Raw genomic sequence first — 20031 nt, 5'->3', positions numbered from 1 at the left:
TGGAGACCCTGTCCGACGGGTACGAGCGGGGGGCCGTCGCCGAGATCGAGGGCTCGCTGCGGCACTGCACCGCCGCGGCCGGACCCACCGCGGGCGGCTACCAGGCCCAGGTCGGCGCGTGGCTGCGGGACGAACCCGTGCCCGCCTACCCGGCGACCCCGTTCGTCCACTGGGACGAGCAGCGCCGCCGCGCCTGGTTCGCCGCCCACTACCCGGCCTACCGGGCCTGTGCGCTGGGCCCCGCGGCCTACGCGGGCTGAACCTTCGCTTCCTTGATCCAGTAGCGCTCCACGAAGTACGGGGCGACCGGCAGCACCGACGCGACCAGCGCGAGCACGGTGCGGAACGGGTTCCAGGCCAGTTTCTCCCGGTTGAGGAAGACCAGCCCGACATAGGCGATGAAGAGCACCCCGTGGATCGGACCGAGGATCTTGACGCCCAGATCAGAGCCGTCAGGGATCCGCTTCACGATCGAGGCGGCGATGAGCAGGAGGAAGGAGGTCGCCTCGGCGAGCGAGACGAGCTTGAAGGCACGAACGGTATCCACGGCCCCCAAGGTAAGGGCTTGATCACAATGCTGTGACCCGGGGTCGCGAATCAAACGGATGCGCGAGGGAATGCCGTGGGCATGAACCCCTCGAATACAGGGCGGATCGTACGAACCGCCGTTGTGGCCGTCGTCGTGGTCGCGCTCTACGCGATCGCCACGGGCTACAACTGGCTACCGGACTGGACCAACCCGTTCGGCGAGCGCACCAAGGACCGGTCGGGACCCGTCGTGCTCAAGTCGATCCGCGATCTCTCGCGATATGAGGCCGCCACCGGCCAGTTCCAGGTCGTCGTCGACCTGGAGAAGGACGCCAAGTTCCTGCCCAGCGCCGTCCGCGGCAACCGCACCCTGTTCGTCGGCAACGGCACCGTCGACGCCTACGTCGACTTCGGCAAGATCGCCGACAAGGACATCACGGTCAACGCCGACCGCACCACCGCGACGATCAAACTCCCGCCCGCCGAGCTCGAACCCACCAACCTCGACCCCAACAAGTCGTACGTGTTCGCCACCCAGCGCGGCATCATCGACCGGTTCGGCGACTTCTTCTCCGGCAACCCCGGCGACCAGCAGAAACTCTACGTCCTGGCCTCCGACAAGATCCAGGCGGCGGCACAGGACAGCGGCCTCAAACAGCGTGCCGACTCCAACACCAAACTCATGCTGACGAGCCTCCTGAAGAGCCTCGGCTTCACCACCATCACCGTCGAGACAGTGACAGCGCCGCAATGATCGTCAGGGGAACCCCGTGCACGGGGTTCCCTGTCCGACTACCGGGGGCCAACCCCCGGACCCCCCGAGTGGGGCTGTGGTCACCACTACAGCTGGAAGGTCCGGGGGTGTTGGCCAAGGTAGTGCTCACTCAGGGGAACCCTGTTCCGACGCCCTTGAATCTCGCGCGGAAGGGCGTCGTCAAACCTCGATGAGGAGGGCGTCGCCTTGGCCACCGCCGCCGCAGAGGGCGGCTGCGCCGAGGCCGCCGCCGCGGCGCTTGAGCTCGTAGGCGAGGGTCAGGACGATGCGGGCGCCGGACATGCCGATGGGGTGGCCGAGGGCGATGCCGCCGCCGTTCACGTTGACGATCTCGGGGTCGAGGCCCAGGTCGTCGATCGACTGGAGGCCGACGGCCGCGAACGCCTCGTTGATCTCGACGAGCTTGAGGTCGGCGACGTCCTTGCCGGCCTTCTTCAGGGCGTGGGCGATCGCGTTGGACGGCTGCGACAGCAGCGAGTTGTCCGGGCCCGCCACGTTGCCGTGGGAGACGATCCTCGCCAGGACGGGCAGGCCCAGTTCGGCGGCCTTCTCCTGCGACATGACGACCACGGCGCACGCGCCGTCGGAGATCTGCGACGCCGAACCCGCGGTGATGGTGCCGTCGCGGTCGAACGCCGGACGGAGCCGGGCCAGCGACTCGGCCGTGGTGTCGGCGCGCACGCCCTCGTCCTCGGCGAAGACCACCGGGGCGCCCTTGCGGGACGGGATCTCCACGGGGACGATCTCCTCGGCCAGCAGCCCGGCGGAGATCGCGGCGGCGGCCCGCTGGTGGGAGCGGGCCGAGAAGGCGTCCTGCGCCTCGCGGGTGATGCCCTGCTTGCCCACGTGACGCTCGGTCGCCTCACCCATCGAGCAGGACTCGAACGCGTCGGTCAGGCCGTCATGGGCCATGTGGTCGAGGACCTCGATCGAGCCGTACTTGTAGCCGGAGCGGGACTTCGGCAGCAGGTGCGGGGCCTGGGTCATCGACTCCATGCCGCCCGCGACCACGATCTCGACCTCGCCGGCGCGGATGAGCTGGTCGGCGAGGGCGATCGAGTCGAGGCCCGACAGGCAGACCTTGTTGATCGTCAGCGACGGGACGCCCATCGGGATGCCGCCCTTGACGGCCGCCTGGCGCGACGGGATCTGGCCCGCGCCCGCCTGGAGCACCTGGCCGAGGATCACATAGTCGACCTGGTCGCCGGAGAGGCCGGCTCGGGAGAGTGCCTCCTTGATCGCGATGCCGCCGAGGTCGGCGGCGGTAAAGTCCTTCAGGGAACCCAGCAGGCGCCCGATGGGCGTCCGGGCTCCGGAGACGATCACAGAAGACATAGAGGGGGCCTCCCAAGGCGCGGCTTCTTACACCTGCCACGATACTCAGCGGCCCCTAACGCGAGATATGGAGGGTTTCCCCACATGTTGAGCCGGATCGATCACATCGGCATCGCCTGTCATGACCTCGACGCCACAGTCGAGTTCTACAAGGCCACGTACGGCTTTACGGACGTGCACTTCGAGGTCAACGAGGAGCAGGGCGTCCGCGAGGCCATGCTCAAGATCAACACCACCGGCGACGGCGGCGCGAGCTACATCCAGCTCATCACGCCCACCCGGGAGGACTCCACTGTGGCCAAGTGGCTGGAGAAGAATGGCGAGGGCGTCCACCACATCGCGTTCGGCACGGACGGCGGTGACGTCCAGGAGGCGGCGGACGCGATCGCGGGCAAGGGAGTTCGGGTGCTTTATCCCGAACCGCGGCATGGATCGATGGGTTCGCGGATCACTTTCCTGCACCCGAAAGACTGTCACGGAGTGTTGACGGAGCTGGTACAGAAAGCTCCCGTTGCCGAGTCGTGATCACCTGAAGGGGGTTTTGACCCTTACAAAAGGGACATTTCGCCGCAGTGCCAACGGTTGAGCCCCCAACAAGGCAGCTGCGGGAGTACTCTGCTGTCGCCGGAAGAGGTCTGGGCCAGCGGCCTGGCGATCAACCGGATGGAACACCCAGAACCCCGGCCGCACTCGTCACACCCCAGGATTGAGCCTCAATGCAGTCCGACATCGACGCCCAGCTCAGCAACTTCTTCGAAGACAATGCCCCCAAAGAGTTCGACGTGGTGCTTCGCGGTTACGACCGCCACCAGGTCGACGAGCACATCAAGTCGCTCGACAACGACGTGCGGCAGTCCCGGGAGCAGGTTGGCGCCATGCAGCGCGAACTCTCGGACGCGCACCGCCAGCTCCAGGAACAGGAGCGCCCGACCTACTCGGGGCTCGGCGCCCGCATCGAGCAGCTCCTGCGCCTCGCCGAGGAGCAGGCGACCGAGCTCGTAGGCGCCGCCCGTTCCGAGGCCAACGAGATCAAGGCCGCCGCCAAGGTGGACGCCGCGGAGCTCCGCGCGACCGCCGAGAACGACGCCTCCGAACTGCGCGCCACCGCGCAGCGCGAAGGCGACGACATGCGGAACACGGCCGAGCGCGAGGCCGAGGAGGTGCGCACCAGCGCCCGCCGTGAGGCCGACGAGCTCACCTCCACCACGGAGCGTGAGGTCGCCAAGCTCCGCGCCACCGCCGACCACGAGGTCGCCGAGAAGCGCGCCGGTGCCGAGCGTGAGATCGCCAAGCTCCGCACCACGACCGAGCGCGAGGTCGCCCAGCTCCGGGCGTCCACCAAGCGCGAGCGGGATGAGATCCTCACCACCGCCAAGCGTCAGGCCGACGAGATGCGGGCCCAGGCCCAGCGCATCCTCGAGGAGTCCGAGGCGCAGCGCGCCCAGGCCGAAGCCGAGTTCGAGATCCAGCTCGCGGCCCGCCGCGAGGAGGCCGACAGGCAGGACGCCGAGCGTCACGCAGCCGCCCAGGCCGCCACGCAGAAGCTGGTCGCCGAAGCCGAGCAGCGGGCCGCCTCCGCCGAGCAGCGGGCCGCCAAGGCCACGCAGCAGGCGGAGCAGACCCGCCGTGAGGCCGACAGCCACGCCAAGCAGCTCATGGCGAACGCGCGCAAGAACTCCGACAACGTGATCGCCGAAGCCAAGTCGCAGGCCGAGCAGCTGCTCGGTGAGACCAAGGCCGAGGCCGAGCGGATTCGGACCGCCGCGCAGCGCCAGGTGGACGAGCTCACCCGTCAGCGCGACTCCATCACCAGCCACCTCAACCAGCTGCAGCAGCTCCTGGGCGGCGTGGCTCCCGTGATGAGCGCCCCGGCCCCCGCGGCCGTGGCCGCGCCGGAGCCCGCTCCGGCCGCTGAGAAGCCCGTCCCCGCTCAGGCGGGTGCCAAGGCTTCCCAGAAGCACGGCGGCAAGCCGTCGTCCGACGCCGACGACGACTGGTGGCAGGAGTAAGCACCCCGCACCGGATGGCCGCCCGCCGGTTGTCCACAGATCGATCAGAGAAGAGCCTGAGGCCGTGAACCGGCCTTAGGCTCTTTCTCATCTAAGGAGTGACGAACCCCCCGGCTGTCGAGGAGAACGACCTTGAACGAGCAGAGACCGGCGGTCGACGCCGAGTCGGCCGGCGACCCCCCGCCCCCCGGGCCCGCCGACGGCGCGCCCGCAGGCCAGCGTCCGGCCGTCCCCCTTCCCACCACGCCCCCCGGCAGCAAGACACCGGCCGAAGCTCCCACCCCCAGCGACGACGCACAGGCCGACCCGCCGAATCCCAAGGCTGAGGCAGCCACCACAACACCCGCCGAGGTTCCAGCCCCCAGGGACGAAGCGGCCTTCACTGAATCCGGTGCGGCGCAGGTCGAGGTACCGGAGGCTGAGGCGACCACCACGACGCCTGTCGAAGTTCCGGCTCCCAGGGGTGAGGCGGCCTTCTCTGAGTCAGGTGCGGCGCAGGTCGAGGTACCGGAGCCCGGGGATGGGGCGGGGCCGGTGGAGGTGCCGGAGGCTGCTGGGGAGGTGGAGGCAGGGGTGGCGAAGTCGCGCGGTGAGGTGCGGGTACCGGGGGTGATGGATCCTGCGGACGATATCGCGGTGCGCAGGAGTGAGGCCGGGGTGACGGATCTGCTGCCGTTCGGGATTCCCGGGCAGCCGCTCGGGCGGTTCCACCCGTTCTCCATCGGGTTCACCGGGGCGCTCGGGGTGATCGTCGCTTGGCTGCTGGTGCAGGCGGTCCTCGGGGTCAAGAGCGTGCTGATCCTGATCACGATCGCGCTGTTCCTGGCGGTCGGGCTCAATCCGGCCGTCGAACGGCTGGTGCGGGTCGGGATGAGCCGCGGGAAAGCCGTCGGCGTGGTGTTCCTGCTGGTCGTGCTGTTCTTCGCCGGGGTCGGCTGGGTGCTCGTCCCGCCGCTGGTGAGTGAGATCTCGAAGTTCGCCGACAACGTCCCGAACTACATCACCCAGCTGCAGAACAACGAGCAGATCCGTGAGTGGGACCGCAAGTACCAGCTCCTCAACAAGGCGCAGCAGTACCTCGCCGACTCCAAGTTCCAGACCAACGTGGCGAACTGGGCGACGGACGTCGCCAAGGGCACCCTGTCCGCGATCTTCAACACGTTGACGGTGCTGATCCTGACGCTGTACTTCCTGTCGTCGCTGCCGCAGATGAAGACCTTCTTCTACCGGCTCACGCCCCGCTCCCGCCGGGCGCGGGTCGCGCTGCTCGGCGACGAGATCCTCGACCGGATCGGCGGCTACGTCGGCGGCAACTTCATCATCTCGGTGATCGCCGGTGTCACCACCTACATCTTCCTGACGATCGCCGGGGTGCCGTACGCGGCGGCGCTCGCCCTGATCGTCGCCGTGACCGACCTGATCCCCCTCATCGGCGCGACGATCGGCGCCGTCATCGTCTCGATCATCGGTTTCCTGACGGGCATCCCCGAAGGCATCGCCTGCGTGATCTTCTTCACGATCTACCAGCAGATCGAGAACTATCTGATCGCCCCCAGGGTGATGAAGCGCTCCGTCGACGTCCAGCCCGCCGTGACCGTCATCGCGGCCCTCATCGGCGCCGCCCTCATGGGCGTGGTCGGCGCCCTCCTCGCGATCCCCGTCGCCGCCGCCATCTCCCTCATCGTCCGCGAGGTCGTCCACCCCCGCCAGGACGGCCTATGACGGCCGGGTGCTAGGTGGTGCGGGCCAGGGCGGTGACGAACTCGGCTACGGCCTGGTTGAAGAGGTCGGGCTGCTCTACGGCGGTGAGGTGGCCGGATCGCGGGATGACGAGGAGTTCGGCGTTGGGGAGGGCTTCGGTCATGGCGCGAGCGTCGTCCTCGGTGGCGAGGGTGTCCTCGGCGCCGACGATGACCAGCGCGGGGACTTTGGTCTCGCGGAGTGTGGGGAGGGAGTCGGGGCGGGCGGCCATGGCGCGCTGCGCCCAGGCCGCCGCGGGTGCCGGGGTCGATTGGACGAGACCGCGGACACGGCCGTAGACGAGGGCGCGCTGGCGGAGCGTCGTCGGGCCGACGAGTCGGGGAAGCAGTTCCTCGGCGAGGACGGCGACGGAGTTGTCGGCCGTGATCCGGTCGGCGATCCGCAGCCGGTTGGCGCGGGCTTCGTCGGTGTCGGCGGTGGCCTTGGTGTCGGCGAGGACCAGTCCGCGCACCCGCTCGGGGTGGCGGCGGCAGAGCGCCATCGCCACGTAGCCGCCGAGCGACAGTCCGCCGATCACCGCTTTGGCGATGCCTTTCTGCCGGAGCAGGTTGGCGACGTCGTCGGCCATCGCCTCCACCGACGGTTCTTCGCTCCCGAGAACCGACCCCCCGAATCCCCGCAGATCCGGAGTGATCACCCGGAATCTGTTCGACAACTGCTCGCGCTGGGCAAGCCACATCGCCGATGACAGCGGAAAGGCGTGCAGCAGCACCAGTGGCGTTCCGTCCCCGACGTCACGGGCGTACAACTGCATCAGAGCAACCCCCTCCGGCCCCCGTAAAAGCGGTCAATGGAGACTTCTCTACCCCTTCACCACCGGAACCCCCGTCCCCTGGCCGCGATCGGACGGAAGGTTTAGCGCCGCGGCCCCCGCCGCAGTCGCGCCGCCCAGCAGGGCCGATGCCAGTGCCGCCGATCCTCTTCCCCACCCCGGTCAGCGGCCCACGCCACCAGATGGGCCGTCCCCGGCGCGATCGTCTGATCGCACCCGGGGCACCGGTAGCTCTTCACGGCCGCGGACGCCAGAATCGTCCGCACATGCCATTCCCCGTCGGCCGCCCGCTCGGTTTCCTGCACCCCGTACGACCACGCACCCCCGACGCCACGGCCACCCCCGCCGTCCCGCCTGTTCTTCCGCGCACACACCCCACCAGCCTAAAGCCCCCCGCTTCCCCCCAACCCCGCCGCCACCCGCACCCCCGGCAAGACCGAACAACGGAGCACATTCCACCAGGACAACACCAGCCCGCACCCACCGAAAGCGGCGAAGCGGCGCTTCCAAACGGGGCGCACTCCCGCCCCCGCAGCAAAGCCCGTCGGCTAGCCCCACGGACATCCGCTCGGCGCCCCCGCTCAACAGCCGGGGCGCCGAGCGGATTTCAACGGCGCACGTCGCCTACGCTCCTGCATCCGGCAGCAAGACGCGTGGTCACCTGGAGTCCCCGGTGGCTTGTGCGCCGAGCACAGAGAACGGCCCGGAGGGGAAGCCGCAGCCCAGGGTCATGGCGGCGTCGGCGTCGGTGGGGGTGCAGTAGCCGGAGGCGACCATTTCCTTGGCGTCGTTGAGGTAGGGGAGGTAGATGGCGTCGGAGATGGCCGGGGTGGGGGTGCCTTCTCGGGGGGTGACGACCTTGCCGGAGCCGACTTTTTCGTAGGTGTAGAAGCCGCGGCCGGTTTTGCGACCGAGGGCGCCTTCGGCGACGAGGGCGCGGAGGGCGGCGGAGGGGGCGTGGCGGGGGTCGGCGGAGTCGGCGTGGATCACTTCCATGATCTCGAGGCAGGTGTCGAGGCCGATCAGGTCCATGAGGGTGAGGGGGCCCATGGGGAGGCCGAGGGCGGTGGCGGAGGCGTCGATGTCCTCGGCGGATTCGCCGGCGTCCAGGAGGTGGGCGGCGGGGCCGAGGTAGCCGAACAGTAGCCGGTTGGCGACGAAGCCGGGGCGGTCGCCGATGGTGACGGGGGTTTTGCCGAGGTCGCGGACCAGTTCGGTGACGGCGTCCGTGAACTCCTTGCGGGACTCGTCAGTGAAGATCACTTCGACGAGTTTCATGACGGGCGCCGGGTTGAAGAAGTGGACGCCGACGATCGAGCCGGGCCGGGACGTCGTCGCCGCGATCTCCGCGACGGAAAGGGAGGAGGTGTTGGTGGCGAGGACCGCGTCGGGCCCGCAGACCTTGTCGAGTTCGGCGAAGACCTTGCCCTTGAGGTCGAGCCGCTCGGGGACGGCCTCGATGACCAGGCCGCAGTCGGCGAGGTCGGCGAAGTCGGTGGAGAAGGTGATCCGGTCGAGGATCTCGGTCTGGCCTTCCTCGGTGAGTTTGCCGCGCTGCACGGCCCGCCCGGTCGAGGACAGGACGTTGCCGCGGCCCCGCTCCAGCGCCGCGTCGTTGATCTCGATGCCGACCGTGGCGATCCCGCCGCGCGCCAGCACTTCGACGATGCCCGCACCCATGGTGCCGAGGCCGACGACGCCCACCTTCTGGAAACCCATTGTCCTTCTCCCGCAGTTTGGCCCGTAGTTGGTTCGGTTGAAGTCTCGCAGACGCCCTGATCGGGCAGTGAGGAGCCATGCGCTTTGGACTTTTCCTGCCTTCCGGCCAGTGGCCGGGCCAGTCCCCCGCCGCGGCCCTGGACCGTACGATCGTGTGCGCGGCGGCCGCCGAGGAGGCCGGTTTCGACGGCGTGTGGCTGGCCGAGCACCATTTCATGACGTACGGGGTCTGCCCGTCGGCGACGACGCTCGCCGCCCACTTGCTGGGGGCGACCAGCCGGATCCTGGTCGGAACGGCCGTCTCGGTGCTGTCCACGCGTCATCCCGTGGCCCTCGCGGAGGAGGCCGCTCTCCTGTCGGCGATCTCGAACGGCCGGTTCTGTCTGGGGGTGGGCCGTGGCGGTCCTTGGCAGGATCTCGAGGTCTTCGGCACGGGCCTGCCGCGCTATGAGACCCATTTCCCCGAATCCCTCGACGTCCTGCTCACCGCGCTGCGCTCCCCGTCCGTCGCCGGTTCGGGCCCGGCCTTCACCTTCCGCGACGTCGCCCTGACGCCCCCGCCCCATCCCCGCCTCCCGATCCATCTGGCCTGCACCTCCCCCGCCACCGAGCGTCTGGCCGCCGCCCGTAACCTGCCCATGCTCCTCGGCCTCCACATCGACGCCCCGGCCCAGGCCGCCGCCCTGGCCCGCTACGCCTCAGCCCGCCCGGACGAGCCGCGCCACGAACACGGGTGGGGCGGCCATATCGGGGCGGGAGTCGCCTGGATCGGCGAGACGGGAAAGGCGGCTCGGGCGGAGCTGGTGCGGGGGCTCGTCCCCTGGCTGGAGCAGGGTTTGGCGGGATATGTACCACTGACGGGAGACCGGACGGCGAAGGACGCCCGCGGCTACGCCCGATGGCTGGCCGAGCGCCACGCCGTGGGAAGCACGGAAGAGGTGGTCGCGAAGCTACGCGAGGAGTGGGAGCTGACGCGCATCTCACGGCGCCTGCTCCTCGTGGAGGGCGACGGAACGGTCGAGCGGACCGTGGAGAACATCCGGCGGCTGGGCGCGGAAGTGCTACCGAAGCTGCGCGCTACCGGAGAATAGGCGGAAAAGGCGGGCGACGGACACCCGCCTTGCCACTCGCTGAACACGAAAAGGCCCCCCGTGCGAGGGGCCTTTTCGTGGTGGTTCAGCAGTCGCGGAGGTGCGGCGACTGGTTGAGGATCTGCTCGCGCGCCGTCACGAACCTGCGGTGCTCGGGTCCGTCGGCGAGCTTCGCCGGGAACACCGCCACCCGATGGCAGTTCTGGAACGCCAGTTTCACCCCGAAGTAGCGCTCGATGCTGCCCCGCATCGCGTCGCTGGCCAGCACCCGCAGGAGCTGGCCGCGGGCCTGCTCGTCCGGGGGCGGGGTGTGGTTGTCGGCGAACTCCCCGCCCGAGACCTCCAGATCAGCGACCAGGCCGCTGATCATGTCCCAGGCGTACGGGAGGGACGTGCGGATGCACTCGACGAACGCCTGATCGTCGATCTCGCCATGCTGGGCCTGTTCAAGGAGCTCGGGGGACACGTCAAGAGACATGCGTGCTGCTTCCTTCCGCCGGATCGACCACTGGTGACGCTAATCACCTTTTCGGGCGACGTCCAGAGGGACGTCCGACGGAACTCTCAGGTTGTCTTACCTGTCAGCGACAGTCCGCTTACTTTTTGGTGCGCCCGTGCAGCAACTGCATCAGTTTGACGATCTGGTCGACTTCCTTCTGGGACCTGCCGAAGACCGTCGTGTCCAGCGGCGACTTGAAACGCAGCTTGGTGATGGCTTTCGGACGGGAGAACTCGCGCAGACCGTCGGCGCCGTGGATCCGGCCGAACCCCGACTCGCCGACGCCACCGAACGGCAGCCCCGGGATCAGCGCGAACGCGATCGCCGAGTTGATCGAGGTCATCCCGCTGCGCAGCCGGCGCGCGACGTCCAGGGCGGCCTTGCCGGAGCCGGAGAACACCGTCCCGGCCAGCCCGTACTCGGTGGCGTTGGCCTTGGCGACGGCCTCGTCGAGGTCCTTCACCTTGGTGACCGTGACGGTCGGGCCGAAGGTCTCCTCGCAGATCGCCGAGGAGGTGTCGGGGACGTCGACCAGCACGACCGGGTCGACGAACGGACGTCGCACCGACTCGGCGCCGCCCACCACGGCCCGTCCACCGGAGGCGAGCGCGTCGGAGATGTGCCGTTCGATGATGTCGAGCTGGCCCGGCATCGTGATCGGCCCGTAGGACGCGCCCTCGCTCTCGTAGCCGGCCTTCAGCTCCTCGGCGCGCGCGCTCAGCTTCTCGACGAACCGGTCGTAGACGCTCTCGACGACATAGATCCGTTCGACGCCCACACAGGTCTGCCCGGCGTTCGACATCGCGCCCCAGAGCGCCGACTTGGCGGCGAAGTCCAGGTCGGCGTCGGCGGCGACGATGAAGGCGTCCTTGCCGCCGCACTCGGCGACGATCGGCGTCAGGGTCTCGGCGCAGGCGGCCATGACCTTCTTGGCCGTCGCCGCGGACCCGGTGAACGCGATCTTGTTGACCCCGGACCTGGTCAGCGCGCCGCCGGTGTCGCCGAACCCGGTGACGACCTGGAACACCGGCTGCTCCGGCACCGCCTCGGCGAACAGCTCGCCCAGCAGCTCCCCGACGCCCGGCGTGTACTCCGACGGCTTGAACACCACGGCGTTGCCCGCGGCCAGCGCGAACGCGAGCGAACCCATCGGGGTGTAGATCGGGTAGTTCCACGGCCCGATCACCCCGACCACACCGAGCGGGTGGTACTCCAGGATCGCCTTCTGGTTGATCGCCAGCAGCCCGGGGAAGAGGGTGCGCGGCCCGAGCACCTTGGCGGCGTTCTTCGCGGCCCAGTCGAGCAGGTTGATCGCGCCGACGGCCTCGAACACCGCGTCGCCGACCGGTTTGCCGGTCTCCTCGTGGATGACCTGCGCCATCCGGTTCAGATTCCGGGCCAGCGCCGCCTTGAAGTTCAGCAGTCTGGTCTTGCGTTCCTTGAACCCGAGCCCCGCCCACCAGGCCGCGGCCACCTGGGCCCGCTCGACGGCCTCGAAGACGGCTTTCTCGTCGTGCACGGGATGCGTGGCGACGACCTCACCGGTGGCGGGGTTGAGCGATGTGAACGTCATTTCGTCAGTAAATCACCGCTTACGCACCGATCGCTAGACGGGGTCCGCTAGCCGAGACGGTACGACCAGAGCTGCGAGAGCCGCTCCCAGAAGGTGAAGGCGTTGCCGCCCATCGCCGACACCAGATCGCTGATGCCGAACCAGCCCAGGAACTCGTAGATGAAGCCGAAGAACCATGCGTTGACCGCCGGAACCCACAGCAGTGCCATCAGCCCGAGGAACAGGTAGCCGCTGAGCGGCGCGACCTTCCGGACGAACTTGCGCGGCAGATACGGCTCCCAGATGCCGAACCCGTCGAGGCCGGGGACGGGCAGCAGGTTCAGCACGGCCGCCGTCACCTGCAGGAAGCCGAGGAAGGCCAGACCCGACCAGAAGACCTTGTGATCGTCGGCGAGGAACGCCTCGACCGACATTCCGGGCCCCGCGACCGTGAGCGCGAGGCCGATGACCCCGGCGAACAGCAGGTTCATCAGGGGGCCGGCCGCCGAGACCAGGCTGTGCCGCCACTTGCCCTTGATCGCGCCCTGGTCGATCCAGACCGCGCCGCCGGGCAGGCCGATCCCGCCGATCAGCAGGAACAGCACCGGCAGCACCAGGCTGAGCGTCATGTCGGCGTACTTGCGCGGATCCAGCGTCAGATAGCCGCGCGAGGCGATCGAGTGGTCGCCGAACCGGTGCGCGAGGTAGGCGTGCCCCCACTCGTGCAGGCAGAGCGAGACGATCCAACCGCAGACCACGAACGCGAACACCGACATCCGCGCCGTGTTCGACGGGACGTCCAGATAACGCCAGGCCATCAGGCCGAAGACGGCGGTGAGCCCGACGATCACAAGGAAAATCGGACTGATGCGCTGGTTCGCTCGGCTTTCGACTGCTCCCACGGTTCGAACCTACCGCCTGAACATCAAGTGAGGATCAAGGCGGGGACGACATGGAGCCGGAGGAACCGTCGCGTCTCGGCGTCCGGCCGGTCGAGCGGGGACAGGCTCAGCGACGCGATCATGCGGAACAGCAGCTCGACGACGCCCTCAACGTCCAGTTCGGGACGGATCAGCCCGGCGGCGCGTGCCAGTTCGAACGGCGGCCGGATCTTCGCGGCGCACAGGTCCAGGACCCGCTCGAACGCCCGGTTGACGGCGACATGGGTGTGCGCGACCGCTTCGGGGACCAGCAGCGTGGCGATGCGCGGTTCGCTGCGGACGAACGCGACGCCCTCCATGATCCCGTCGATGACGGCCTCACCCAGATCGGCGGCGGCCGGATCGCGGATCTCGCTCAGCCGCGCGGCCAGCGCGGTGAGGAAGCGTTCGACGTCGCGGAGGAACACCGCGAGGATCAGCTCGTCGCGGCCGCCGGCGAAGTTCCGGTAGAGGGTGGCGCGGGACATTCCGGCCTGATGGGCGATGTCCTCGACGGTCGTCTTGGCCACCCCGAAGCGGGTGAAGCACTCCTGCGCGGCATCGACGATCCGATCATGGCTTGACACAGGCCAACCCTAGGGCATGAGACGAATCTTGGCAGATGTCTCATCTTCGTGTAAGTATTCGCTTATGAACCCGAGATCGGCGATCGACGACGCGTACTGGGCGATGCTGGCCGCCGCCCATCTCCCCGGCGAGCAGTACACCGAACCCATCGGCGATCCCGGCCTCTTCGGCCCCGGCTCGGCGATCTGGTACGTCCACGGCGACGTGTCCGGGGTGCTCGGCGGCGTCTCCGGCCTGCTGCTCGGCACCCTCAACGAGCCCGTCACGCACGGCACCAACCAGCACTCCGACTATCTGCAGGACCCGATCAGACGGCTCGGCTTCACGGCCAGCTTCGTGATGGGCGTGACGTACGGCTCGACCCCCGTCGCCGAGAAGCTGACCGGGACGATCCGGGCGATGCACAAACGCGTCCACGGGACGATGCCGGACGGCCGCCCCTACAGCGCGACCAGTTCGGCGGACATCATCTGGACGGGCGTCACCCAGGCGTACTCGGCGGCCCGCGCCCATGTCCGCTACCACCCGAAGCCGCTGAAGGGCGCCGACCTGGATCGCTACTTCGCCGACTACGCGGTGATCTCCGAGAAGCTGGGCGCCACGGACGTCCCGAGCTCACGGTCCGACATCGCCGACTATTTCGCGATGATGCGCCCGCGTCTGACCGTCTCGGAGGAGACCCTCCACGCGGTCCGCTTCCTGCGCGGCGCCTACGGCTCCGACAAGGCCACCCAGCTCGGCAGCCAGCTCCTCAGCCGAGCCGCCACGGAACTGCTCCCGCCATGGGCGAAAACCCTCCTCGGCCTCTCCCCCCGCACCCCGATCGCCCCCCTGGCGGCCAGAGCCGCAGGCCACGCCCTCACCCGCACCCTCCGCTACGGCGTCACCTGGCGCCCCATCATCGAAGCCCACACCCGCGTGAACACCCCCTACACCCCGCCCACCCGCCTCTGACCTCCGGCGGTATGCGCGCCGAGCTTCAGAACAGGGTGCCGTCGAGTTCGATGCCGCGCAGGGCGTTGTAGTCGAGGACGACGGTGTCGATGCCGCGGTCGTTGGCGAGAACGCGGGCCTGCGGTTTGATCTCCTGCGCCGCGAACACGCCTTTGACGGGCGCGAGCAGCGGATCCCGGTTGAGCAGTTCCAGGTACCGGGTGAGCTGCTCCACCCCGTCGATCTCGCCGCGTCGTTTGATCTCGACGGCGACGGTGCCGCCGGTGGCGTCCTTGCAGAGGATGTCGACGGGGCCGATGGCCGTCGGGTACTCGCGGCGGATCAGGCGGTAGCCGTCGCCGAGGGTCGTGATGTGCTCGGCGAGCAGTTCCTGCAGGTGCGCTTCGACGCCGTCCTTCTGGAGGCCGGGATCGGCGCCCAGTTCGTGCTTGTGGTCGTGCAGGATCTCGAAGATCGTCAGGATGAGCTGTTCGCCCGACTTGCCGTGCGTCACCGTCCACCTGGCGATGGCGTCGTGCTCCGTGTACGCCTCTTCTTTCACGCTGCACGGCGGGTTCATCCAGTTCAACGGCTTGAACGCCCGATCATCCGCATGAATCGACACCGACCCGTCGGCCTTCATCAACACCAGCCTCGTGGCCAGCGGAAGATGGGCCGTCAGCCGCCCCACATAGTCAACGCTGCACCGTGCAATCACCAGACGCATGAGCCCCAGTCTCCCAAACGAACGGACCGCTCGCCCCCACTACCGCCCGACAGCCCCGAGAGGAGAGCGGTCAGGCAGCCCGGCAGAGTTCGGCCGGGTCGTCATGGCGAAGGGCGACGACGGGGACGGGGCGCGGACGGGCCGGGCGGGTCGGCAGAGCCGTCAGGGCCAGGCCGACGAGGACGGAGAGCGCGGCGGTGAGGTGGAGCGCGGTGAAGGGATCGCCGAACGCGACCACCCCGACCGCGAAACCCACGAGCGGTTCGATGTTGAGGAAGGCCCCCGCCAGGGCCGGGGAGACCCTGGTCTGGGCGTAGGCGAAGAGCGCGTAGGGCAGCAGAGTGCCGACGACGGTCAGCGCGACCGCCGCCAGCAGCGGCGCGGGAGCGGAGGGGATCGTCGGAAGGCCCTCGGAGAGGAACGCGATCGGGGCGGCCAGGAGGGCGGCAGCGGAGAACTGGACGGCCGTCACGGCGAGGGGTTCGCGGCCTTCGAGGAGACGGTCCTGTGCCACGACGAACGCCGCGCTGAGGAGCACGCTCAGCAGCACCAGAAGATCGCCGGCGACCGAGGAGGAGCCCCCGCCGCCCACGGCGACCAGGGCGATGCCCACGAACGCCAGGGCGAAGCCCGTCCAGGCGGTGCGGCCCACGACGGCACGGCCCAGCGCGACGGCCGCGACGGCCGCCAGCACGGGGGTCAAACCAATGATCAGGGAGGCATGGGCGACGCTCGTCCGCTGGATGCCCAGACCCTGCAGGACGATCACCGCGCCGTAGCCGGCGGCCCCCCAGAACACCACGCCCGGGGACAGGGCGCGGCGCAGGGCGGCACGGTTCACCAGCAGGAGGAGCGGGACGGCGGCGAGGGCGAAACGGACGACGGTCAGCCAGACCGGACCCCAGCCGGTGACGGCGATCTTGGTAAGGGGGACGGTCACCCCCCACAGGGCACCCGAGGCGGTGAGGGCGAGCAGCGTCGCCGAACGGTTCGTCTTCATGCCTCAAGGATGCGGAACGCTCCGTCGAAAACACGGGGTCAGAGCATGAACACGCAACTATATTCGGTGAAGTGACCGCTTCACTTGATGAAATTGACCGCCGGCTGCTGACCGAGCTCCAGCAGGACGCGAGCAGGACCAACGTCGAGCTGGCCCGGCTGGTGGGGCTGTCGCCCGCCGCGACCCTGCACCGGGTGCGGCGGCTGAAGGAGACCGGAGTGATCAGGAGGATCACGGCCGAGCTCGATCCGCCGCTCGCCGGGTTCCCGCTGAAGGTCTATGTGACGATCACGCTGACGCACCACACGCCCAAGGTCGAGCGGGCGTTCGCCGAGACCCTGCGGGCGATGCCGGAGGTGCTGTCGGCCGACGGGGTCGCCGGGGAGATCGACATGATCCTGCTGATCGCCGCACGGGACGTCCCGGATCTGCAGCGGGTCCTGCTCAAGCTCTCGCTGCACGGCGCCCAGCGGATCACCACGCTCCTCCATCTTCAGGAGATCAAGGCGCCGTCGCCGCTGCCCGTGTGAGCGGGGGGCAAAACGGGCGGCGGGGTGGTGGGCGATGCGGCAGACTGGGCGGGTGGCTGACGTGAGGATTCGCAAGGCTCTGCCCGGGGACGAGCACGCGCTGGCCGATCTGGACTGGCGGACCTGGGCGCCCGACAACTCGGTGGCGCCGCAGCCGGTGAAGGGGCCGCATTTCTTTGACCGGTTCCATCTGCCGGAGCACTTCCTGGTCGCCGAGGGGGACGGGCGGCTCGTCGGGTATCTGCGGCTGGTCCAGCCGGTGCTGCTGCCGAGCGGCGCGCACGTCCGGCAGATCCAGGGGTTCGCGGTCGACGAGACGGTGCGCGGGCGCGGCATCGGGCGGAGCCTTCTCGAAGCGGCCTGCGAGGAGACCCGCCGGCAGGGGGCGTCACGGCTGACGCTGCGGGTACTGTCGGTGAACACGGCCGCCCGGCGCCTTTACGAGCAGGTCGGCTTCACCACCGAGGGGATCCTGCGGGCCGAGTTCCTGATCGACGGCCGCTATGTCGACGACATCCTGATGGCCCGCTCGGTCTGAGCCTTCTGAGACTGAGGAGCACGAGGATGCGCGTCATCAGCGTCATCGCCGACCTTGAAGTGGCCGACATCGCGGCCGCCGGCGGCTTCTACGCGGACTACCTGGGGTTGAGCACCGAGGAGTTCAATCTGGGGTGGGTGGCCCGCTTCACCTCACCGGAGACCGGCGCGCATCTGCAGCTCGTCACCCGCGATGCCAGCGCGCCCGAGAACCCCGTCGTCTCGATCAAGGTCGAGGACGTCGAAGCCGCCTACGAGGAGGCCGGGCGGCGCGGGTACGAGATCGTGCACCCGTTGACCACGGAGCCGTGGGGCGTCCGGCGGTTCTTCGTCCGCGCCCCCGACGGCAACGTCTTCAACATCGTGCAGCACCACTGAGGCGTCAGCCGCCCGGCTTCCACAGGACGTCGTCGCCGCCGTTGGCGACCCGGCAGAGGATGAAGAGCAGGTCGGACAGCCGGTTCAGATACCGGGCGGTCAGGCCGTTGACGGAGTCGCCGTGCGCCTCGATCGCCGACCAGGTGGTGCGTTCGGCGCGACGGGCGGTGGTCCGCGCGACATGCAGGTAGGCGGCGGCGGGGGTGCCACCCGGCAGGATGAAGCTGCGCAGGACCGGCAGGTCGGCGTTGTACTCGTCGCACCACGCCTCCAGCCGGTCGATGTAGGGCTGGGTGACGCGGAGCGGCTCGTACCCCAGATCGGGGACGACCGGGGTAGACAGGTCCGCGCCCACGTCGAACAGGTCGTTCTGGATCCGGCGGAGCACCGCGGTGGTCGCGTCGGGCAGGCCGCCGAGGGTCACCACGACGCCGAGCGCGGCGTTGGCCTCCTCGACGTCGGCGTAGGCGGCCAGCCGGGGGTCGGTCTTCGGCGTCCGGCTCATGTCACCGAGACCGGTGGTCCCGTCGTCACCCGTCCGGGTGTAGATCTTCGACAGGACCACCGGGTTCTCGTCACGACTCATGCGCTCAGATTAGAGCTTGCCGGCCTTGAGCTCGCCGCCGACCAGGGTGGCCGTCACCGTCACGCCGCCGACCTTGGAGATCTTGATCTTCCGCAGGTTCTTGGACAGGACGATCGCGTCGAACCGCTTGCCGACCTCCAGCGAGCCGGACGTCTTCTCCAGCCCGAGCAGGTACGCGGTGTTGAGCGTGTGGATCTGGATCGCCTGCGACAGCGTGATCCGCTCCCCCGCGTTCAGTGGGCCCCTGTACTTCGCCGCCTCCGGCGCCGGGTTGGTCCGGGTGACGGCGAGCTGGAGCTGGCCCATCGGGTTGAGGGCGTCGACGGGGAAGTCCGAGCCGTTCGCGAGCCGCGCGCCCGCCTTCAGCAGCGACCGCCACGGGTACAGCCGGTTCCAGCGCTCGGTGCCGATGAACGGCTTGAGCGCGTCCATCGTGTACGGGTCCTTCTCGGCCCACTGGGTGGCGACCGAGGGGATCACGTTGAGCTGCTTGAACCGCTTGTAGTCGGCCGGGTGGACGAGCTGGGCGTGCGCCAGGATGTGCCGCTGCGCCTTGTTCTTGTTCTTCTTCCGCGCGTAGGCGAAGGAGTTGAGCGCCTCACGGGCCGCGCCGTCGCCGATGGTGTGGATGTGGACCTGCCAGTGGGCCTTGTCGAGCGCCGCGACGACCTTGTTGAGGTGCGCCTGCTTCACCCGGACGGGCCCGCGGGTCTTGCCGGGCACCCACTTGCCCTTGGAGTTCTTCACCAGGTACGGCTTGAGCAGCAGCGCCGTCTGGTTCGGGTACTCGATCACCCCGTCGGCGAAGATCTCGCCCACGGCCTTGATCTGGAAGTTGGGGCCCTCGTACTTCTTCTTCAGCGCCTTGATCTTCTTCAGGGTGCCGGGCAGGTCGGCGTAGGCGTCGTTGGCGTCGAGGTTGAGCGCGCCGACGACCCGTCCGGGCAGTTCGCGCCGGTCGGCGAGGTACTTCCACGCCTGCAGGTCGTTCTCGGTGAGGAGCTGCGGCTGGTAGGCGGTCAGCCCGCTGGCCGTGACGTAGGCGAGCGTGGTGCGCAGGCCCTCGACCCTCTCGGCGAGCGGCGCCGGCGGGATCTTGGAGCGGACCAGGTGCATCGCCGTGTCCTCTTTGAGGTACCCGGTGGGCTCGCCGTTGGCGTCCCGGACGATCACGCCGCCCTTGGGGTCCTTGGTGTCCTTGGTGATCCCGGCGAGCTCCAGCGCCCGGCTGTTCACCCAGGCGTTGTGGCCGTCGTCGGAGAAGATGAAGATCGGCCGCTTGGTCTTGAGGACGTCCAGCATGGCCTTGGTCGGGACGGTTCCGGCCGGCTTCATGCCCGGCAGGTCCCAGTTGACGACGTTGAACCAGTCGTTGTCGGTCTTGCCCTTGGCCTTCTCGTCGTCCAGGCACTTCTGCAGGAACTTCTGCGTGTCCGGGACGCTCAGGAACTGGTAGTTCAGGTCGCAGACGGGCAGTTTCGGCGTCAGATGGAGATGGCCGTCCTGGATGCCGGGCATCAGGGTCCTGCCGCGCAGGTTCACGACCTTGGTCTTCTTGCCGATGTACCGCTTGGCGCCGGTGTCGGCGCCGACGTAGACGATCTTTCCGTTGCGGACGGCGACGGCCTGCGCGCGCTTCCCGTCCTTGCCCACTTCCACCGATCCGTGGCGCATGACCAGGTCGGCGCCGGTGGCGGCGGAAGCTGCGGTGGCGGGTACGGCCAGGCCGAACGCCAGCATGGCGCCGCCTGTGACGAGGGTCCTGATTCGCATGGAAGCGAGCGTGGACGA

At 69.0% G+C, this 20031-nt stretch carries 21 protein-coding genes and 1 pseudogene; 10 read left to right on the top strand and 12 right to left on the bottom strand.

Going from position 1 to position 20031, the window contains the following annotated elements; translation table 11 throughout:
• A pseudogene (locus ACYVE7_RS01075) lies at positions 1-260 on the top strand (hypothetical protein); the annotation flags it as partial.
• Here ACYVE7_RS01075 and ACYVE7_RS01070 read toward each other — a convergent pair.
• Positions 248-547: a DUF3817 domain-containing protein gene (locus ACYVE7_RS01070; RefSeq protein ID WP_460362351.1), complete on the bottom strand. Its 300-nt coding sequence runs from the start codon at positions 545-547 to the stop codon at positions 248-250. The pseudogene ACYVE7_RS01075 and the gene ACYVE7_RS01070 sit on opposite strands and share 13 nt — an antisense overlap.
• 123 nt (positions 548-670) lie before the next feature.
• Between ACYVE7_RS01070 and ACYVE7_RS01065 the strand changes: the two genes are divergently transcribed.
• On the top strand, positions 671-1282 hold the full coding sequence (locus ACYVE7_RS01065; RefSeq protein WP_460362350.1) for a DUF4230 domain-containing protein: 612 nt from the start codon (positions 671-673) through the stop codon (positions 1280-1282).
• A 180-nt stretch (positions 1283-1462) separates the two neighbouring features.
• Here ACYVE7_RS01065 and ACYVE7_RS01060 read toward each other — a convergent pair whose 3' ends face one another.
• Positions 1463-2638, bottom strand: coding sequence for an acetyl-CoA C-acetyltransferase (locus ACYVE7_RS01060; RefSeq protein ID WP_460362349.1), 1176 nt, complete (start codon positions 2636-2638; stop codon positions 1463-1465).
• A gap of 84 nt (positions 2639-2722) precedes the next feature.
• On the opposite strand from ACYVE7_RS01060, the gene mce reads away from it, so the two are divergent.
• The 3 genes from mce (at position 2723) to ACYVE7_RS01045 (ending at position 6369) form a co-directional block, all read left to right on the top strand.
• Positions 2723-3163: a methylmalonyl-CoA epimerase gene (mce, locus tag ACYVE7_RS01055; RefSeq protein WP_460362348.1), complete on the top strand. Its 441-nt coding sequence runs from the start codon at positions 2723-2725 to the stop codon at positions 3161-3163.
• A gap of 191 nt (positions 3164-3354) precedes the next feature.
• Complete coding sequence (locus ACYVE7_RS01050; protein WP_460362346.1) at positions 3355-4647, top strand: DivIVA domain-containing protein; 1293 nt, start codon at positions 3355-3357, stop codon at positions 4645-4647.
• A 636-nt stretch (positions 4648-5283) separates the two neighbouring features.
• Positions 5284-6369, top strand: coding sequence for an AI-2E family transporter (locus ACYVE7_RS01045; protein WP_460362345.1), 1086 nt, complete (start codon positions 5284-5286; stop codon positions 6367-6369).
• 10 nt (positions 6370-6379) lie between these two features.
• Here the strand turns inward: ACYVE7_RS01045 and ACYVE7_RS01040 are convergent, their stop codons facing one another.
• Entirely contained in the window at positions 6380-7162 is a 783-nt protein-coding gene (locus tag ACYVE7_RS01040; protein ID WP_460362343.1) for an alpha/beta fold hydrolase, read from the bottom strand.
• Positions 7163-7837: 675 nt separating this feature from the next.
• Complete coding sequence (locus tag ACYVE7_RS01035) at positions 7838-8899, bottom strand: 3-hydroxyacyl-CoA dehydrogenase (RefSeq protein ID WP_460362342.1); 1062 nt, start codon at positions 8897-8899, stop codon at positions 7838-7840.
• Positions 8900-8976: 77 nt separating this feature from the next.
• Between ACYVE7_RS01035 and ACYVE7_RS01030 the strand changes: the two genes are divergently transcribed.
• Complete coding sequence (locus ACYVE7_RS01030; protein WP_460362341.1) at positions 8977-9990, top strand: LLM class flavin-dependent oxidoreductase; 1014 nt, start codon at positions 8977-8979, stop codon at positions 9988-9990.
• 85 nt (positions 9991-10075) lie between these two features.
• Here ACYVE7_RS01030 and ACYVE7_RS01025 read toward each other — a convergent pair whose 3' ends face one another.
• From ACYVE7_RS01025 to ACYVE7_RS01010, 4 genes are all read right to left on the bottom strand, one after another.
• Positions 10076-10468 (bottom strand): SCO5389 family protein, encoded by a 393-nt coding sequence (locus tag ACYVE7_RS01025; protein WP_460362339.1) that lies wholly within the window; start codon positions 10466-10468, stop codon positions 10076-10078.
• Between the two features lie 118 nt (positions 10469-10586).
• Positions 10587-12062: an aldehyde dehydrogenase family protein gene (locus ACYVE7_RS01020; protein WP_460362338.1), complete on the bottom strand. Its 1476-nt coding sequence runs from the start codon at positions 12060-12062 to the stop codon at positions 10587-10589.
• Positions 12063-12109: 47 nt separating this feature from the next.
• Complete coding sequence (locus ACYVE7_RS01015; protein ID WP_460362336.1) at positions 12110-12892, bottom strand: site-2 protease family protein; 783 nt, start codon at positions 12890-12892, stop codon at positions 12110-12112.
• 74 nt (positions 12893-12966) lie between these two features.
• Positions 12967-13548: a TetR/AcrR family transcriptional regulator gene (locus tag ACYVE7_RS01010; RefSeq protein WP_460362335.1), complete on the bottom strand. Its 582-nt coding sequence runs from the start codon at positions 13546-13548 to the stop codon at positions 12967-12969.
• Positions 13549-13612: 64 nt separating this feature from the next.
• Between ACYVE7_RS01010 and ACYVE7_RS01005 the strand changes: the two genes are divergently transcribed.
• Positions 13613-14503, top strand: coding sequence for an oxygenase MpaB family protein (locus ACYVE7_RS01005; protein ID WP_460362333.1), 891 nt, complete (start codon positions 13613-13615; stop codon positions 14501-14503).
• A 25-nt stretch (positions 14504-14528) separates the two neighbouring features.
• Here the strand turns inward: ACYVE7_RS01005 and nucS are convergent, their stop codons facing one another.
• The gene (gene nucS, locus ACYVE7_RS01000; protein ID WP_460362332.1) at positions 14529-15209 is read right to left on the bottom strand and encodes an endonuclease NucS; all 681 of its coding nucleotides are present in this window, start codon (positions 15207-15209) and stop codon (positions 14529-14531) included.
• A gap of 70 nt (positions 15210-15279) precedes the next feature.
• A complete protein-coding gene (locus ACYVE7_RS00995; protein WP_460362331.1) occupies positions 15280-16209 on the bottom strand; it encodes a DMT family transporter in 930 nt (309 codons plus the stop codon).
• Positions 16210-16280: 71 nt separating this feature from the next.
• On the opposite strand from ACYVE7_RS00995, the gene ACYVE7_RS00990 reads away from it, so the two are divergent.
• The 3 genes from ACYVE7_RS00990 to ACYVE7_RS00980 all read left to right on the top strand — a co-directional run bounded on the left by ACYVE7_RS00990 (position 16281) and on the right by ACYVE7_RS00980 (position 17654).
• Positions 16281-16739 (top strand): Lrp/AsnC family transcriptional regulator, encoded by a 459-nt coding sequence (locus tag ACYVE7_RS00990; RefSeq protein ID WP_460362330.1) that lies wholly within the window; start codon positions 16281-16283, stop codon positions 16737-16739.
• 61 nt (positions 16740-16800) lie between these two features.
• Positions 16801-17277, top strand: coding sequence for a GNAT family N-acetyltransferase (locus tag ACYVE7_RS00985; protein ID WP_460362328.1), 477 nt, complete (start codon positions 16801-16803; stop codon positions 17275-17277).
• Positions 17278-17303: 26 nt separating this feature from the next.
• Positions 17304-17654 carry a VOC family protein gene (locus ACYVE7_RS00980; protein ID WP_460362326.1) on the top strand — a complete coding sequence of 117 codons (351 nt, stop codon included), beginning with the start codon at positions 17304-17306 and terminating at the stop codon, positions 17652-17654.
• Between the two features lie 4 nt (positions 17655-17658).
• Here the strand turns inward: ACYVE7_RS00980 and ACYVE7_RS00975 are convergent, their stop codons facing one another.
• Entirely contained in the window at positions 17659-18240 is a 582-nt protein-coding gene (locus ACYVE7_RS00975; RefSeq protein WP_460362324.1) for a cob(I)yrinic acid a,c-diamide adenosyltransferase, read from the bottom strand.
• Positions 18241-18249: 9 nt separating this feature from the next.
• Positions 18250-20013 carry an amidohydrolase gene (locus ACYVE7_RS00970; RefSeq protein WP_460362322.1) on the bottom strand — a complete coding sequence of 588 codons (1764 nt, stop codon included), beginning with the start codon at positions 20011-20013 and terminating at the stop codon, positions 18250-18252.
• Between the last annotated feature and the right edge of the window lie 18 nt (positions 20014-20031).

The sequence above is a fragment of the Actinocorallia lasiicapitis genome, assembly GCF_054778695.1.
This window is presented reverse-complemented; position numbering and strand designations above follow the sequence as displayed.

What these genes read in the sequence shown, in the direction of transcription:
- ACYVE7_RS00975 (WP_460362324.1), bottom strand. Translation starts at nt 18,240, where the DNA reads ATGAGTCGTGACGAGAACCCGGTGGTCCTGTCGAAGATCTACACCCGG.
- ACYVE7_RS00970 (WP_460362322.1), bottom strand. Translation starts at nt 20,013, where the DNA reads ATGCGAATCAGGACCCTCGTCACAGGCGGCGCCATGCTGGCGTTCGGC.
- nucS (WP_460362332.1), bottom strand. Translation starts at nt 15,209, where the DNA reads ATGCGTCTGGTGATTGCACGGTGCAGCGTTGACTATGTGGGGCGGCTG.
- ACYVE7_RS01005 (WP_460362333.1), top strand. Translation starts at nt 13,613, where the DNA reads ATGAACCCGAGATCGGCGATCGACGACGCGTACTGGGCGATGCTGGCC.
- ACYVE7_RS01020 (WP_460362338.1), bottom strand. Translation starts at nt 12,062, where the DNA reads ATGACGTTCACATCGCTCAACCCCGCCACCGGTGAGGTCGTCGCCACG.
- ACYVE7_RS00995 (WP_460362331.1), bottom strand. Translation starts at nt 16,209, where the DNA reads ATGAAGACGAACCGTTCGGCGACGCTGCTCGCCCTCACCGCCTCGGGT.
- mce (WP_460362348.1), top strand. Translation starts at nt 2,723, where the DNA reads ATGTTGAGCCGGATCGATCACATCGGCATCGCCTGTCATGACCTCGAC.
- ACYVE7_RS01040 (WP_460362343.1), bottom strand. Translation starts at nt 7,162, where the DNA reads ATGCAGTTGTACGCCCGTGACGTCGGGGACGGAACGCCACTGGTGCTG.
- ACYVE7_RS00980 (WP_460362326.1), top strand. Translation starts at nt 17,304, where the DNA reads ATGCGCGTCATCAGCGTCATCGCCGACCTTGAAGTGGCCGACATCGCG.
- ACYVE7_RS01025 (WP_460362339.1), bottom strand. Translation starts at nt 10,468, where the DNA reads ATGTCTCTTGACGTGTCCCCCGAGCTCCTTGAACAGGCCCAGCATGGC.
- ACYVE7_RS01035 (WP_460362342.1), bottom strand. Translation starts at nt 8,899, where the DNA reads ATGGGTTTCCAGAAGGTGGGCGTCGTCGGCCTCGGCACCATGGGTGCG.
- ACYVE7_RS01060 (WP_460362349.1), bottom strand. Translation starts at nt 2,638, where the DNA reads ATGTCTTCTGTGATCGTCTCCGGAGCCCGGACGCCCATCGGGCGCCTG.
- ACYVE7_RS01030 (WP_460362341.1), top strand. Translation starts at nt 8,977, where the DNA reads ATGCGCTTTGGACTTTTCCTGCCTTCCGGCCAGTGGCCGGGCCAGTCC.
- ACYVE7_RS01050 (WP_460362346.1), top strand. Translation starts at nt 3,355, where the DNA reads ATGCAGTCCGACATCGACGCCCAGCTCAGCAACTTCTTCGAAGACAAT.